At 56.3% G+C, this 14,141-nt stretch carries 12 protein-coding genes; 3 read left to right on the top strand and 9 right to left on the bottom strand.

Going from position 1 to position 14,141, the window contains the following annotated elements; translation table 11 throughout:
- Positions 1-172: 172 nt before the first annotated feature.
- Complete coding sequence (locus R70331_RS05955; protein WP_042173697.1) at positions 173-1,018, bottom strand: SDR family oxidoreductase; 846 nt, start codon at positions 1,016-1,018, stop codon at positions 173-175.
- Between the two features lie 167 nt (positions 1,019-1,185).
- Between R70331_RS05955 and R70331_RS05950 the strand changes: the two genes are divergently transcribed.
- Positions 1,186-1,902: an MBL fold metallo-hydrolase gene (locus R70331_RS05950; protein ID WP_042173696.1), complete on the top strand. Its 717-nt coding sequence runs from the start codon at positions 1,186-1,188 to the stop codon at positions 1,900-1,902.
- A gap of 48 nt (positions 1,903-1,950) precedes the next feature.
- Positions 1,951-3,045 (top strand): M24 family metallopeptidase, encoded by a 1,095-nt coding sequence (locus R70331_RS05945; protein WP_042173693.1) that lies wholly within the window; start codon positions 1,951-1,953, stop codon positions 3,043-3,045.
- A gap of 125 nt (positions 3,046-3,170) precedes the next feature.
- On the opposite strand, the gene R70331_RS05940 is transcribed toward R70331_RS05945, so the two are convergent.
- Positions 3,171-3,896: a queuosine precursor transporter gene (locus tag R70331_RS05940; RefSeq protein WP_042173691.1), complete on the bottom strand. Its 726-nt coding sequence runs from the start codon at positions 3,894-3,896 to the stop codon at positions 3,171-3,173.
- 389 nt (positions 3,897-4,285) lie between these two features.
- Between R70331_RS05940 and R70331_RS05935 the strand changes: the two genes are divergently transcribed.
- Positions 4,286-5,974 (top strand): methyl-accepting chemotaxis protein, encoded by a 1,689-nt coding sequence (locus R70331_RS05935; RefSeq protein WP_042173689.1) that lies wholly within the window; start codon positions 4,286-4,288, stop codon positions 5,972-5,974.
- Between the two features lie 475 nt (positions 5,975-6,449).
- Here the strand turns inward: R70331_RS05935 and R70331_RS05930 are convergent, their stop codons facing one another.
- The 7 genes from R70331_RS05930 to R70331_RS05900 form a co-directional block, all read right to left on the bottom strand.
- Entirely contained in the window at positions 6,450-6,776 is a 327-nt protein-coding gene (locus tag R70331_RS05930; protein WP_042173686.1) for a YnfA family protein, read from the bottom strand.
- A gap of 2 nt (positions 6,777-6,778) precedes the next feature.
- Positions 6,779-8,392 carry a cobyric acid synthase gene (locus R70331_RS05925; RefSeq protein ID WP_042173684.1) on the bottom strand — a complete coding sequence of 538 codons (1,614 nt, stop codon included), beginning with the start codon at positions 8,390-8,392 and terminating at the stop codon, positions 6,779-6,781.
- Between the two features lie 391 nt (positions 8,393-8,783).
- Positions 8,784-9,596, bottom strand: coding sequence for an adenosylcobinamide-GDP ribazoletransferase (gene cobS, locus R70331_RS05920; RefSeq protein ID WP_042173681.1), 813 nt, complete (start codon positions 9,594-9,596; stop codon positions 8,784-8,786).
- On the bottom strand, positions 9,593-10,141 hold the full coding sequence (gene cobU, locus R70331_RS05915) for a bifunctional adenosylcobinamide kinase/adenosylcobinamide-phosphate guanylyltransferase (RefSeq protein WP_042173678.1): 549 nt from the start codon (positions 10,139-10,141) through the stop codon (positions 9,593-9,595). The genes cobS and cobU overlap by 4 nt, the downstream gene beginning before the upstream one ends.
- Positions 10,138-11,199 carry a nicotinate-nucleotide--dimethylbenzimidazole phosphoribosyltransferase gene (gene cobT, locus R70331_RS05910; protein ID WP_042173676.1) on the bottom strand — a complete coding sequence of 354 codons (1,062 nt, stop codon included), beginning with the start codon at positions 11,197-11,199 and terminating at the stop codon, positions 10,138-10,140. The genes cobU and cobT overlap by 4 nt, the downstream gene beginning before the upstream one ends.
- Before the next feature lie 694 nt (positions 11,200-11,893).
- Positions 11,894-13,081 carry an aminotransferase class I/II-fold pyridoxal phosphate-dependent enzyme gene (locus R70331_RS05905; protein WP_042173674.1) on the bottom strand — a complete coding sequence of 396 codons (1,188 nt, stop codon included), beginning with the start codon at positions 13,079-13,081 and terminating at the stop codon, positions 11,894-11,896.
- Positions 13,074-14,141 carry a D-alanine--D-alanine ligase gene (locus R70331_RS05900; RefSeq protein ID WP_081947486.1) on the bottom strand — a complete coding sequence of 356 codons (1,068 nt, stop codon included), beginning with the start codon at positions 14,139-14,141 and terminating at the stop codon, positions 13,074-13,076. Before R70331_RS05900 ends, R70331_RS05905 begins: the two co-directional genes overlap by 8 nt.

Here is a 14,141-nt window from a genome sequence, read left to right as displayed (position 1 = left end):
GGTGGAAATCCGCAGGACAGCATATGCTTCCGAAGTGAGCTTTTCTGCGAAAAGCTTTCAGGCGGTCGCTACCGCTCTTCCAGTTCCAAAATTCCCCTCCGCCACTTTTCCTTTAACTTAATTTTTAAAGTTCAATCTATATACTAATCAAATTGTATTGCCTCTTAGTTTCTTAAAATTCCAGACCCGTCTGCTCCAGGCTCCATTGCCACAGGCGTGCCGCTTCCCTGGTATCTGCGGCTCTCGGCGACAGCTCCTGGACTTGGCGGCGGTAATAATACTGTCCGCTGATATTGCTTAGCTCCGGAGCCGTCGCCAGATAAACGGCGGTATCCGCCCCCTGCTCCGGCGTCAGGAAGAAGTACGACAGCAGCTTCAGCACCGAGCGCCCGAAGCCGGTCTCCCGGTTCACTCCGATGCTTGTTCCGACAGCTCCCGGATGGACTGCATTAACCGTAACTCCGGTGCCCTGCAGGCGGGCAGCCAGCTCACGCGTGAACAGAATGTTGGCCAGCTTGGAGCGGGCGTAAGCCTTGGCCGGATTGAACCCCCGCGACAGCGTATGGTCTTCCAGATAGAGCTTGCCAATCTTGTAGGCACCGGAGGCTACAACGACAACCCTGCCCTGCTCCGCCTTCTTCAGCGCCCCGAGCAGCAGATTAGTCAGCAGGAAATGCCCCAGGTGATTGACGCCAAAATCCATCTCGTAGCCGTCCAGCGTCAGCTCCCGCTTGACGGTAACCACTCCGGCATTGTTGATCAGGACATCCAATACCGGATAAGCCGCCAGAAATTCCTCTGCAAAGCTGCGGATGCTATCAAATGAAGCGAGATCACACAGCATCAGCTCAATCTCCTGCGAGCCGCTCTGCCGCCGGGCTTCAGCCAGTGCTGCTTCGCCCCGCGTCCGGCTGCGACAGGCCATAATTACCTTGGCTCCCCGGCGGGCCATCTCAATCGTTGTTGCCAGTCCCATACCGGAGTTACCGCCGGTGACGAGCACAATTTTATCATGCATAGCCGCTCATTCTCCTCTCCTGTACGGGACCCTCCCGACTGCAGTCCCAGCCTGGCTTTTACCAGGCAGTTGATCTAAGATAATGTTACATTATATCAGGGGTCCAAGAAAAGAATAGCCCCAAAACTTTCAGGAGGTGAATCCGGGAGACGCTCCCGGAGCTAACGATGCAGATCAGACCGAATATTATAGTGCTTACTATCCCGCTGGGGGAATCTCAGGTGCATCCTGTATTGCTTGTAGACGAAGACGGGCTGACGCTGATTGACACCGGCATGTTTGACCAGTATGAGGCTCTGATTAAAGCCATTGAGGAAGCAGGCGAAGCCCCTTCCAGTCTGAAGCGGATCATTCTAACCCATCAGGATACAGACCATATCGGGAATCTTCCCGCACTTGCCCGTCAATTCCCCGGTGTCCGGCTGTTCGCCCATCCGGGTGATCTGCCGGTTATAAGCGGCAGCCAGCCGATGCTCAAAATGACCCCGGAACGGATTGCCCAGCTGCCTCCGGAACGCCGGGAAGCATTCGGGCGTTTTCTGGAGCAGCTGAAGCAGCTGCCGGAAATCGAAGAGCTTCATGATGCTGAACAGCTGCCCTGGGGGGGCGGGCTTGAGATTATCCATACTCCCGGGCATACGCCGGGTCATATCTGCCTCTACCAGCGGGAACAGGAGCTGCTGCTTGCTGCCGATGAGCTGCGTGTCCTGGATGGTAAGCTGGCCGGACCATGGGATGCGGCCACACCGGATATGCCGCTGGCACTGCGCAGCCTGCTAAAGCTGAAGGACCTGCCGGTCCGCACCATCCTCTGCTATCACGGCGGAGTCTATGAAGGCAGTCCGCAGGAGCTTATCGGGACATTGACGGAATCTCTGCTATAATTAGAGAATTGCTGTTTAGAAGGGTTATACGAAAGGGGAATATCTTAAATGAACGATGCTCTGAAAAGTCTGGAGCAAGGAATGGCAGCCGGCGGGCTGGATGCCCTGCTGGTAACCGATCCCAAGCATGTATACTATCTGACCGGATTTGCCTCGAACCCGCATGAGCGGTTTCTGGGCCTTTTGCTGATCCGCGGTGAAGAGCCTGTCCTGATTGTCCCGGCACTTGACAGCGAGGCAGCGCAGGCCGCCTCCTCGGTTACAACAATCCTGACACATAGCGATACGGATAATCCGTATGAGCTGCTCCAGTCCCGTTTTGGCGGCACAGCACCCGGAGCCTTCGGCATTGAAAAGGAGCACTTCTCTGTAAGCCGCTATGAACTGCTGGCAGCGGCAGTACCTGCCGGCAGCTTCAGCGACATTGGTCACCTGCTGCGTGCTATGCGCGCCAGAAAGACTCCTGAGGAGATCAGCCGGATGAAGCAGGCTGCCGAACTGGTAGAAGAAGTTCTCCGCCGCGGACTGGGCCATATCAAAAGCGGAGTGACTGAGATTGAGCTGGTTGCCGAGCTTGAGTATCTGATGAAAAAGGTCGGCGCCTCCGGCCCATCCTTCGATACCATGGTGCTCTCCGGTCCGAATACAGCGCTGCCGCATGGCGTGCCGGGCGACCGGATCATCCAGCCCGGTGATCTGCTGATGTTCGATATGGGCGTATATGCGGCAGGCTATGCCTCCGATATTACCCGTACCTTTGCAGTCGGCGAAATCGACAGCAGGCTGGTTGAGATTTACAATACTGTTCTGGCCGCCAACATGGCCGGCATTGATGCTTCCCGGGCCGGAGCCACCTTCGGCTCGGTGGACAAGGCTGCCCGGGATGTTATTGAGGCAGCAGGCTACGGCGAATATTTCATGCACCGGGTCGGCCACGGCCTCGGCATGGATACCCATGAATATCCCTCCATGCATGGGTTGAATACCGATATTATTGAGCACGGCAATGTATTCACTGTTGAGCCGGGCATCTATGTGCCGGGTCTCGGCGGAGTTCGCATCGAGGATGATGTGTTCATTACACCCGAAGGACCGGTCACCCTGACGAGCTTCCCCAAGGAGCTGACGGTTCTTCATCTATAGACAGCCGCAGGCTGTTTAACCTCTTATTTCTGCATAAAAAAGCAGCTGGCCCATTTCCGGGGGACCAGCTGCTTTTTTATTTGTACTCAGCCGGCTGTCTTGCCGACTGAGGCATACGTATTCTTTTACAGCTCAAGCTTTGCACCGTCATTATCCTTGCGGGCTCCGGTCTCTTCAGCAAAGCTGAAGGAACGGGCGATGTAGAGGATAGGCGTGCCGGCGCCGGTCAGCAGGAACTTGGATAGATAGGTTGTCAGCAGAATCTCCGTCCATACCTTCAGATCATATAGTCCGGCAAAGGCAATTGTGCAGAAAATCAGCGTATCGACAAAGGAGCTGATCATCGTGCTGCCGTTCGAGCGAATCCATAGCTGGCGGGAGCTGCCGTAATATTTGCGGATCCAGGCGTACAGGCGTACATCCAGAAACTGGCTGATAAAGTAAGCGGTAAGACTGCCCAGCGCCAGCCTCGGCATTAAGCCGAAGATCGTTGTCAGGGAGGACTGGGCAATATCCGTCTCCTGCGGCTCAAATACAAGCACCATCTGCATAATCGCCGTCGTCATCAGCAGCGTGAAGAATCCGAACCAGACCGCGTTACGAGCTTCAGCACGGCCATGCTTCTCATTCAGAAGATCACTGGTCAGATATAAGGTGACATACATTGTGTTGCCGAGCGTCATTACAATTCCAAAGGGCATCTCAATCGTCTTGGCGACCTGGATATTAGCAATAACCGTCGCTATTCCCACCCAGGCGTACAGACCCTTTTTGCCGAACAGACGGTAGCAGACCAGAAAAAAAGCAAAATTGACAATCACAAACAAAATTCCCCACAGCAAATTAAACATATATCTGTAAATCCTCCTAGTTTTGGTTACGCGGGATGGTTACGAACCGCGGTTATGATGTTATGCCGGAACAAAACAATATTACTCTACCATAATAAAAGCTTACACGCCATGAAATTTTGGTACAGCAAATTCATCCATTTCTCTGTATATTTTCGCAAATAACGAATTACATCCGGTAATTATTAAATTATTTCAGAAAATTGTGCATCATTATTGTATATTTCACTATTCAACCGGAGGTTAATTCTATAAAATAGTTATCAACCCTATTGCCTAAACCGATATCCTTAATATGACCTATACCTGCGGAATATACTGTGTCTGCTTTACAGAGAAGCGTTGCAGTGGGATATACGATGCATCCAAACGATAAAGGAGAGAATGAAATGGTACGCTTTAAAAATTCGATCAGCCGCAAATTCACGCTTCTTTTGTTTGCGGTATTGTTGCTAACGTCTCTTGTGCTAAGTATCAGCTTCTACTTTATTTCCATGAGTACTATCGACAGCTATGTTATGCCGCAGATTAACAAGAATTTAACTGCAGCGGCCCAGGATTCTTACAAAGGCATGAATGCAACGCATGCCCAGCAGACCCTTAACCAGAGCGAGCAGGCTGCAACCAATCTTAAATTCTATTTTAAGGATAAACGGGCACAGCATGATGTGGAGAGCATCTTCCTGATCAGTCTCGCCGAAGACAAAGCAACTGTGCTGGCTGCTGATCAAGACTCCAAGCTGAAGCCGGGTGACAGTCTTGCCGTAAATGCAATAATGACCCAGGCCTCTAAAGGCAAGCAAGGAATCAGCGATACATATAGTGACAACTACGGTATACATAGAACTGCATATGTAGGCGTCCCCGGCAGCACCATGCTGGTTGGGGTAAGCTATGATGTGGGTTTTGTCCAGGATAAAATCGACAGCATCGTCTGGACCAGTATCGCCATCACCCTTGCTTCCCTTATTGTCGGCCTCACTGCCGCCTATTTCATGACCCGCAGAATCACCCGGCCGCTCACCCAGCTCACAGCCTACAGCAACAAGCTTGCAGGGGGCGATTTCACCCAGGAGCTGACGGTCAGGGGGAATGACGAGGTCAGCCAGCTGGCTGAAAGCTTCCGCAGCATGGGCCACAAGCTGAAGGACATGATCAGCCAGGTGCTTGAAACCTCCGATACTGTTGTTGCAGATGCCAATGATCTGAAGACACGGGTCGAGGTGCTGAACGGAATGGCTGAACGCTCCGCCGAGTCCGTAACTGAGATCAGCAAGGGCAGCGCAACCATTGCCAGCAGTGCTTTTGAGAACTCCAGAGCGATGGAGGAGATCAATGTCGGCATCCAGCATATCGCCTCAGCAGCGGGCGAAGTAACCGAGCAGATTACCGAGGCATCAGCAGAAGCAAGCGGCGGTAATGAGGTCGCACAGAGTGCTGTGGAGCAGATGCGCCAGGTAGAGCTTGCCTCCGTGCATTCCCTTGAGCAGTTCCGCATTATGAATGAGCGGTCGCAGATGATCGGCGAAGTGGTTCAGGGCATTACCGAAATTACGAAGCAGATTCAGATGCTCTCTCTGAATGCATCCATCGAAGCTGCCCGTGCCGGTGAGCATGGCCGGGGCTTCGCCGTAGTAGCCGGAGAGGTCCGCAAGCTGTCCGAGCAGTCCAAGGAATCCAACGAGCAGATCCGTGAATTCCTGCTCAGCCTGCAGCAGGATATGAACCGTTCGGTAGAGGAAATGAACCAAGTCAACGCAGAGGTATCCTCCGGAGTTGGCAAGGTCGTTGCCGCAGGCGACGCCTTTAGCCACCTGCTCATTCTGATTCAGAGCATCAGCCACAGCATCCAGTCCGTATCGGCTGCTACCCAGGAAATCTCCGCCGGGACCGAGGAAGTCAGCGCCTCCGTTGAAGAGGCTGCACAGATCACTGCGATGTCGCAGACGATCGCAGATTCGCTGGCCGGAGATTCTGCGCGGCAGCATCAGGAGCTGGAAGGCAACGCTCTGACTGTAGAGCATCTGCATGAGCAGGCTATCAAGCTGCAGAAGGCTGTAGCCCAGTTCAAGATTTAAGAATAAAGGGACTCCATGGAAGCGCCGCTACGCGGCAGGCTTCTGTGGAGTCCCTTTTTGAATTGGAGCAAGATGCAGGAGACGTGCTACTTGCTTCATGGCTGCACCTCCAGGCGGATTACAGCAAAGGTACTTAACCGTCAAACAACGCAGTCCATGCGTTTCCAACGGTCCGCTGTCGCCGGCACACGGGTACAATCCAGCCCGGTAAGCTGTCCGATTCGGCTCCTGGCTAGTTTGGCTTCTTGGAACTCCCGCCCGGATTCTGCGCCTGGATTTCTGCAAACCCGTTAACGGACTGCAGCGCCGTTATTTTCTCTATCTGCCGTATTTGGCGGCGCTAACGGACTGAGGAGCCTTTATTGCCGGACCAGAGCGTGCTTTTTGCTTCACAATGGCTGAATAACGGCACTGGGGTCCGTTAGAAGGAACAGATGGATTTGTGGCGGCAAATAAGATCATTTCAGTCCGTTAGCTAGCTTCTTGGCGCCCAGAGGATGACGGATACTCCAATGATGCAGATGGCGGCGCCGATCCAGTCGTACATATCCGGTGTTTTTTTGTCGACCAGCCAGCCCCACAGGACTGCCAGCACGACGAACACGCCCCCGTATGCCGCGTACACTCTCCCGAAGGACGGGAATTTCTGCAGGGTCGGGATGATACCGTATGCGATCAGGATGACTGCGCCTGTAAGCCCGTACCAGAGCGGGCGGGATTCGCGCAGCCACAGCCAGACCAGATAACCGCCGCCGATCTCGGCCAGTCCTGCTACTACGAACAACAGTATTGCCATTAACATGGTTATCCCTCTTTTCCGGGCAGGCCCATTATTGCGTACACAGCTTCCATGTTCAGGTTCTCCCGCACGGATGAGGCGAGCCGGTTGAACTCCTGCTCACGCAGACCTGCTGCCGAGAAGGTAGCTTCAAGCGGTGTAAGCCCTTTAGCCTGACGTATGCCATCAAGCCAGCTGCGGCGCAGCCGGTCATTATGGAACAGGCCGTGCAGATAGGTTCCCCATATTCTCCCGTCAGGGGTTCCCCAGCCCTCAAGCTCCTCCTGCCCGTTTTCCCTTTCCAGTCTGAACAGGCTGCGGACTGCAGCAGCATCATGATTCGTTGTTGCTCCCATATGGATTTCGTATCCGCCGACAGCAATATTTGCGGCCTCCGGCAGATTCATTCCGCCTAATTGCAGCGGATGGCCGCTGTCCAGCACACCTGTTACCCGTACAGTCGTTTTGTGCTGCAGAAATACCGTCGACAGCGGCAGATAACCAAGCCCGGCGCTTTCTCCCGGATCTGCGCTCTCCACAGCATCCGGATCAAGCAGCTTCCGTCCCAGCATCTGATAGCCACCGCAGATACCGGCCAGCTGCAGGGTCCCCTGGCGGAGTACAGCTGCGATTGCTGCCGGGAACCCCTGCTGCCTCAGGAATGCGAGATCCGCCGCGGTATTCTTCGTGCCCGGCAGAATGATAACATCCGGCGTGCCGAGCTCTGCGGCAGTATTTACGTAACGCACTGAGACATCCGGCTCAGCCTGCAGCGGATCGAAGTCAGTGAAGTTCGAGATGCGCGGATAGCGGATGACCGCAATGTCCAGCTCTTTGGCGCTGCCGGACAGCTGCGCCGGGGCTGCATCGAGCACTACGGAGTCCTCCGCCTCAATCCGCAGCTGCGGCAGGAAAGGCAGCACCCCGAGCACCGGAATGCCGGTACGCTGCTCCAGCCAATCCAGCCCCGGCTGCAGCAGCGAAAGATCCCCGCGGAACTTATTGATGATAAAGCCTTTGACGCGAGCCCGCTCATGCGGCTCAAGCAGCTCCAGCGTACCTACAAGAAAAGCAAACACGCCTCCCCGGTCAATATCCGCAACCAAAATAACCGGAGCATCTGCCCAGCCTGCGAGATTCATATTGACGATATCCCGTGCCTTCAGATTAATCTCCGCCGGGCTGCCTGCGCCCTCCATCAGCACAGCATCATAGGCCTCGCGCAACCTGCCGAGCGCAGACATTACCGTATCCTTGGCCTCTGGAAGAAATTTCTCGCGGTACTCTCTGGCACTAAGCGCCGTATGCGGCACACCATGCACTACAATCTGCGCACTCATCTCCCCCGACGGCTTCAGCAGAATCGGATTCATATCGGTGGTTGCGGTAATGCCAAAGGCCTCGGCCTGCATCCCCTGGGCCCGGCCGATTTCCTTACCGTCCTCGGTAACGTAGGAATTCAGCGCCATATTCTGTGATTTGTACGGGGCTACACGGTATCCGTCCTGCACCATAATCCGTCCGATGGCGGCGGTGACGAGGCTTTTGCCGACATCTGAGGCAGTACCCTGGATCATCAGCACTGCCGCAGGCTGCCGCTGTGCATATGTAACTGTTTGCTGCTTTGTTTGCTTCTCCATGTGAATATTCCTCGCTCCTTCCTGCTCTTGGATTGCTGCGTGCGGCAGAGGCTGCTGCTGAATTGCAGGATTAAGGATACAGCTTCCCTCTCCCTTGAACTTAAGGGGCTTGCTCGTAGATTAGTTGGATTTTCGCCACTTAAATCCATCATTTTTCATATTTAACGAGGATTAGATAGAAAAACTCCATCTAATCCTGTCCAAATATCCCTCTAGTGGCGAATTGGGCACATTTAAGTGGAGTTTTTCCAACTAGCCCTATATTTCTGCTGTTGGAGGGAGAATTAAGTGCAGAATATCACCTAATTTGATCAGCACCCAGCTGACTAACATCTGCTGCAAGAAAGGGCGGCGCACGCCAGCTCCCCCTCTTTATGGCTGCATCAGGTTGCTAGAGCAGATTGTGCTGCAGCAGCACGAGCAGCAGCAGCAATGCTGCTTCAAGCAGCTCGTTCAGCGCGCCGTACACATCGCCGGTGAGCCCGCCGAGCCGGCTGCCGATCTTGCGCGCCGCGTACCCGCCGCAGGCTACGGCGGCCAGCGGTGCCAGGCAGGCCGCCGCCAGATGCTGCGGCCACGCCACGCCTCCCGCGCCGAGCACCAGCGGTGCTGCGGCTGCGGGAAGCGTTAGCAGAGCGGCGAGCAGCATAGCGCGCCGCTCCTGGCGGACCGGCAGCGCGTCATAGCTCGCTGCCAGGCCTTCATTGCTGCGGGCCAGGGGGAAGCGGGCCATCGCCCGCACCATGTACCAGCGGCTCCACACCGGCGGCAGCAGAAGCAGCGGCAGCTCGTAGTAACGGCTGCCCCCGATAAAAGCTGCCAGGAGCGCTGCCTTCAGCAGCAGGAGCAGCACGCAGGCGAGCACGCCCATGGCCCCTACGCGGCTGTCCTTCATAATCTCCAGCATCCGCTCCCTTGAGCGGTAGCTGAGCAGCGCATCGGCGCTGTCCATCCAGCCGTCCAGATGCAGCCCGCCGGTCAGTCCCACCCACAGGATGAGGGTTATGACAGCAGCGGGCCATACCGGCAGCAGCCACGCGGAAGCCGCGGCTGCTGCCGCTGCGCTAAGCCCGATGGCTGCCCCGACCAGCGGGTAATAGACTACGCTGCGCCGCAGAAGCTCCGTCGAGAAATCACCGCCGTCCTTGACCGGAAAGCGGGACAGAAACTGAAACGCGGCAGCGGCATCCCTGCGCGCGCTCACAGCTTATACTCCAAGCTCTTGAGCTCTACCGGGATACCGGCAGTGACCAGAAAAACCTGCTGAGCGCGTGCCGCCAGCCTTGCATTCATCCTGCCGGCCAGATCCCGGTACAGCCGTCCGAGCGCATACTCCGGTACAATTCCGTCACCAACTTCATTCGTCACAAGCACCAGAGTCCCTTGGAAGGAGGATACACTGTTCTCAAGCCGGGTAATTTCATGCTCCACCCTCTCCTGCCTGTCAGGCTCGCTTTCAACAGCCAGCAGCACATTGGACAGCCAGAGGGTCAGACAGTCCACCAGCACTGCCTTGCCCCCGGAGAGCTGTTGCAGCAGCCCCGGCAGGTCAAGCGGCTCCTCCATCGTCGCCCATTGTCCGCCGCTCTCTTCACGCTGCCGGCGGTGCAGCGCAATCCGCGCCTTCATCTCTTCATCGAAGGCTTGTCCTGTCGCCACATATACCGCCTGCTCTGCCAGCGACAGCGTCAGGCGTTCGGCGAAGCCGCTTTTGCCGCTGCGCGCACCGCCTGTAACCAGAATGCTCATCGGCTCTCCGCTCCCGAGACGCCTGCGCTTTCGAAGGTAGCCATTTCTCGCATAATCCGGCTGGCCGCTTCAACCAGATGCAGGCAGAGCACGCCGCCGGTTCCCTCACCCAGCCTCAGCCCAAGGTCAAGCAGCGCTGTCAGTCCAAGCCGCTCCAGCATCAGCTTATGCCCCTGCTCACCGGAGATATGGGAGGCGACCATATAGTGGATAGACTCCGGCGCAAGCGCCTTGGCAACAAGCGCCGCTGCCCCGGAAATGAAGCCGTCGAGCACAACAGGAACCCGGGCTGCCGCAGCGCCCAATATAAGCCCGGCCAAGCCAGCGATCTCAAGTCCGCCGACCTTGGATAACACATCAATAGCATCCTCCGGATCAGGCGCATTAAGCTCCAGCGCCCGCTCCACAACGGCGATCTTATGCCGCAGCCGTTCATCGTCAATGCCCGTGCCCCGTCCGACTGCCGTCTCCGCCGGAATCCCTTCAAGCCCGCACAGTACTGCTGCGCTGGCTGTTGTATTGCCGATGCCCATTTCGCCGGTAATAAAAATCTCTGTTCCGCCCAGCACCGCTTCCTCAGCCACACTGATTCCGGCCAGAATGGCCTGCAGCGCTTCATCCCGGCTCATTGCCGGCCCCTGCGCCATATTACCGCTGCCGTAGCGCACTTTACGGGCGATTAGCTCAGGATGGCTGACATCCTGAGCTATGCCGATATCAACCAGCTTCACCTCTGCTCCGGCCTGGCGGGCCAGCACATTCACCCCTGCGCCGCCGCTGAGGAAATTGTAGGCCATCTGAACCGTGACCTCCTGCGGAAAAGCACTGACCCCTTCGCTGCAAACACCATGGTCAGCGGCCATAACAACCACCGTACGCTTACTGTAAGCCGGCTGCTCCGTACCGGAAATACCCGCCAGCCGTACGGCAAGCTCCTCCAGCCTTCCCAGACTCCCCGGGGGCTTGGTCAAAATGTCCAGACGCTGCTCCGCCCGCCGGACCGCTTCCTGATCGGCCGGTGTGATTCTGTTGATTACTTGCTCGATTGCTGAATGCATCCTTATTCCTCCTATGTATCGTCTAACCCACATTCCATACTATCTGCGTAACCTAAACTCTGCCACTAGCTGCTCAACATCAGCCACCAGCCGTTAACCCTCTGCCGATAGCTGACCACCGTTGTTCCTTAACACATATCCTCGCCAACGCAGTGCCACTAAAGAGCCAATCATCTCTAACGGACCGTACAGCCCTTATCAATCAGCATGCAGATAATTCCCTGGGCTAACGGACTCGGGAGCCTTTATTTGCTTACCTAATAGCCAACGAGACGGTTTTTGTGAGTAATAAGTGCATTGGAGTCCGTTAGCGGGTTCAAAATGGCTGAAACGAGCAAATAAGGTCATCTGTGTCCGTTACAGCTGAACAGAGCATACATCAGCCAAGCTGGCTCAGAAAGCTTCAGGAGTTATAGATCCATGATTCCATGGACCTCGGGAAGTATTGGGCGATCCCCGCCCAGAGAAGGCTTCCAGAGCTCGCTTAAGCGGTAGCCGCGAAAAGGCGCAAGTCCCTCCGAACAGCCTCCCAGCCCGGCCCGGCAACCTATGACCGGCAGCCCGATTCACGCAAAAAAGCCCCCATCCGAAGAAGGGAGCTCCCGTGTGCTGCCGTTATGCATCAGCACACCTCTCATTGCCCTATCCCCTTTTCTTCTTCAAGGATTATAGGGGATATGCCATGATCTTACAATTACATTTTTACCTTCATAAAGCCCTCCATCCGCTCAAGCGCCTCATTCAGCTTAGCTGTAGAAGCTGCATAAGAGCAGCGGATATGGCCTTCGCCGCCAGTTCCGAACACATGCCCGGGAACAGCAGCAACCCCTGCCTCCTGCAGCAGCCGTAGCGCAAACTCCTCCGAACGCATTCCTGTTCGGGCAATCGACGGGAAGGCGTAGAACGCCCCCTCCGGCTCGCGGCAGTCCAGCCCGATGGTCCGAAGACCCTCGACGAACAGCGTTCGGCGCTGCCGGAAGACCTCCTTCATCCGGTCCTTATCCCCCAAGCCACTGCGCAGGGATTCGAGGGCGGCGATCTGTCCCAGCACCGGTGCACACATCGCGGTATACTGATGGATCTTGAGCATCGCGGCCAGCAGCTCGCGGTTGCCGCAGGCGTAGCCCACACGCCAGCCGGTCATGGCGAACGCCTTGGAGAAGCCGCTGATCAGGATCGTCCGCTCCTGCATACCCGGAAGCGAGGCAATGCTGACATGCCTGCTGTCATAGGTCAGCTCGGCATAGATTTCATCTGACAGGACCAGCAGGTTATGCTGCTTCACCAGTTCGGCAACCGGCAGCCAGTCTTCGTAAGACATCACCGCCCCGGTAGGATTGCTAGGGAAGTTCAGCACCAGCAGCTTGGAGCGCGGTGTAATCACCTTTTCCAGCGCTTCAGCCGTCAGCTTAAAGCCCTGCTCCGCCGTAGTCTCCACCTCGACAATTACGCCACCGTTCAAATGAGCGATCGGCGAGTATGCGATGTAGCTGGGAGAAGGGATGATAATCTCATCCCCGGGAGCTGTGAACGCACGCAGCGCCAGATCCAGCGCCTCGCTGCTGCCTACGGTAACGATGACCTCGTCGGCAGCCTGATAGCCCAGCCCGAAGCCTTTATACAGATACTGTGCGATCTCCTCCCGCAGCTCGGGCAGCCCGCTGTTGGGCGTGTACGTGGTCTCGCCGCGCTCCAGTGCCCGGATACATGCCGCCCGGATATGCTCCGGTGTTTTGAAGTCAGGCTCCCCCACACCAAGTGAAATAATATCGTTGTTACCTGCTGTAAGATCAAAAAAAGCGCGGATGCCCGAAGGCGCTATCTCCCGCACACGAGGGGAAATCCACCCCTGCGTGTGCGCAAACACCGGCTCATTAAACATGGCTGGTCACCTCCCGTATGCCTGTTTTCTCTGCTGCTGCATGTGCTGCGGCCGCCGCGGCTCCTGTGTTAAGCCCCTTTGCAGCCTGCTTATGTTCAGCATGCACATCCGGCGCTTCCTCCCCGGCCGCGCCCATACTCCGCCCCGCATCTTCCCCTCGCTCCCGCAGCGAGCCCTCAATAATGGCATCCAGCAAGCCGCTGAATGTATATCCGGCAGCAGCAGCGCTGCGCGGCAGCAGGCTCGTTCCGGTCATGCCCGGCAGCGTGTTTACCTCAAGCACGTAAGGCACGCCTTTTTGCAGCAGCATATCCACTCTGGCGTATACGGAGCATTTCAGCGCCTTGTAGCAGGCGAATGCTGCCGTCCGCACCCGTTCATGTGTACCCAGCGACAGCTGGATAACCTGCTCATCCGCCCCGCCCTGCTCATATTTGGCGCTGTAATCGAACCATTCCGCACCCAGTGACTGGATGCCGATCACCGGCAGCAGCTCCCCGCCAAGGATAGCGCAGGTAATCTCCTGCCCTTCGGTGAAGGCCTCGATCAGGATCGCACGATCCTCGGCAAAAGCTTTTTCCGCCGCCTCACGCAGCCCCTCAGCATTATCCACCTTGGACATGCCGATGCTGGAGCCGCCGGAGTTTGGCTTTACCATAACCGGGTAGCCCAGCTGTCCCACAGCTTCCTCAGAATAGTCCTCCATGCTCTCCCAGCACAGCCAATTCGGGGTCAGCACGCCTTTGCTGCGGAGAATGGTTTTGGACAGATGCTTATCCATGCACAGGCTGCTCGCCAGCACACCGCTCCCGGAGTAGGGGATACCGAGCGTTTCCAGCGTTCCCTGGACCGTTCCGTCCTCACCGTAGGCGCCGTGGAGCGCCAGCAGCGCGAAATCCAGCCCTTTTACCGCAGCAATCAGCTGTCCGCGCTCCTCAATGATAACCGGCACCGCCTCATACTTGCTCCGGTCCAGATGTTTCAGCATCTCTTTACCGGTATTCAGCGACACTTCGTATTCAGAGGACACTCCGCCCATAATTACGCCTACTTTTAACAT

The sequence above is a fragment of the Paenibacillus sp. FSL R7-0331 genome (assembly GCF_000758645.1).
GTDB lineage: Bacteria > Bacillota > Bacilli > Paenibacillales > Paenibacillaceae > Paenibacillus_AQ > Paenibacillus_AQ camerounensis.
The sequence above is the reverse complement of the archived record's forward strand: the minus strand, read 5'-3'. Positions and strand labels throughout refer to the sequence as shown.

Bases quoted from the DNA above. Each gene is read 5' to 3' on its own strand.
- R70331_RS05925 (WP_042173684.1), bottom strand. From the start codon at position 8,392: ATGGAGAAGCAAACAAAGCAGCAAACAGTTACATATGCACAGCGGCAG.
- cobT (WP_042173676.1), bottom strand. From the start codon at position 11,199: ATGCATTCAGCAATCGAGCAAGTAATCAACAGAATCACACCGGCCGAT.
- R70331_RS05935 (WP_042173689.1), top strand. From the start codon at position 4,286: ATGGTACGCTTTAAAAATTCGATCAGCCGCAAATTCACGCTTCTTTTG.
- R70331_RS05950 (WP_042173696.1), top strand. From the start codon at position 1,186: ATGCAGATCAGACCGAATATTATAGTGCTTACTATCCCGCTGGGGGAA.
- R70331_RS05905 (WP_042173674.1), bottom strand. From the start codon at position 13,081: ATGTTTAATGAGCCGGTGTTTGCGCACACGCAGGGGTGGATTTCCCCT.
- R70331_RS05930 (WP_042173686.1), bottom strand. From the start codon at position 6,776: ATGTTAATGGCAATACTGTTGTTCGTAGTAGCAGGACTGGCCGAGATC.
- R70331_RS05945 (WP_042173693.1), top strand. From the start codon at position 1,951: ATGAACGATGCTCTGAAAAGTCTGGAGCAAGGAATGGCAGCCGGCGGG.
- R70331_RS05955 (WP_042173697.1), bottom strand. From the start codon at position 1,018: ATGCATGATAAAATTGTGCTCGTCACCGGCGGTAACTCCGGTATGGGA.
- R70331_RS05940 (WP_042173691.1), bottom strand. From the start codon at position 3,896: ATGTTTAATTTGCTGTGGGGAATTTTGTTTGTGATTGTCAATTTTGCT.
- R70331_RS05900 (WP_081947486.1), bottom strand. From the start codon at position 14,141: ATGTTAAAAGTAGGCGTAATTATGGGCGGAGTGTCCTCTGAATACGAA.
- cobU (WP_042173678.1), bottom strand. From the start codon at position 10,141: ATGAGCATTCTGGTTACAGGCGGTGCGCGCAGCGGCAAAAGCGGCTTC.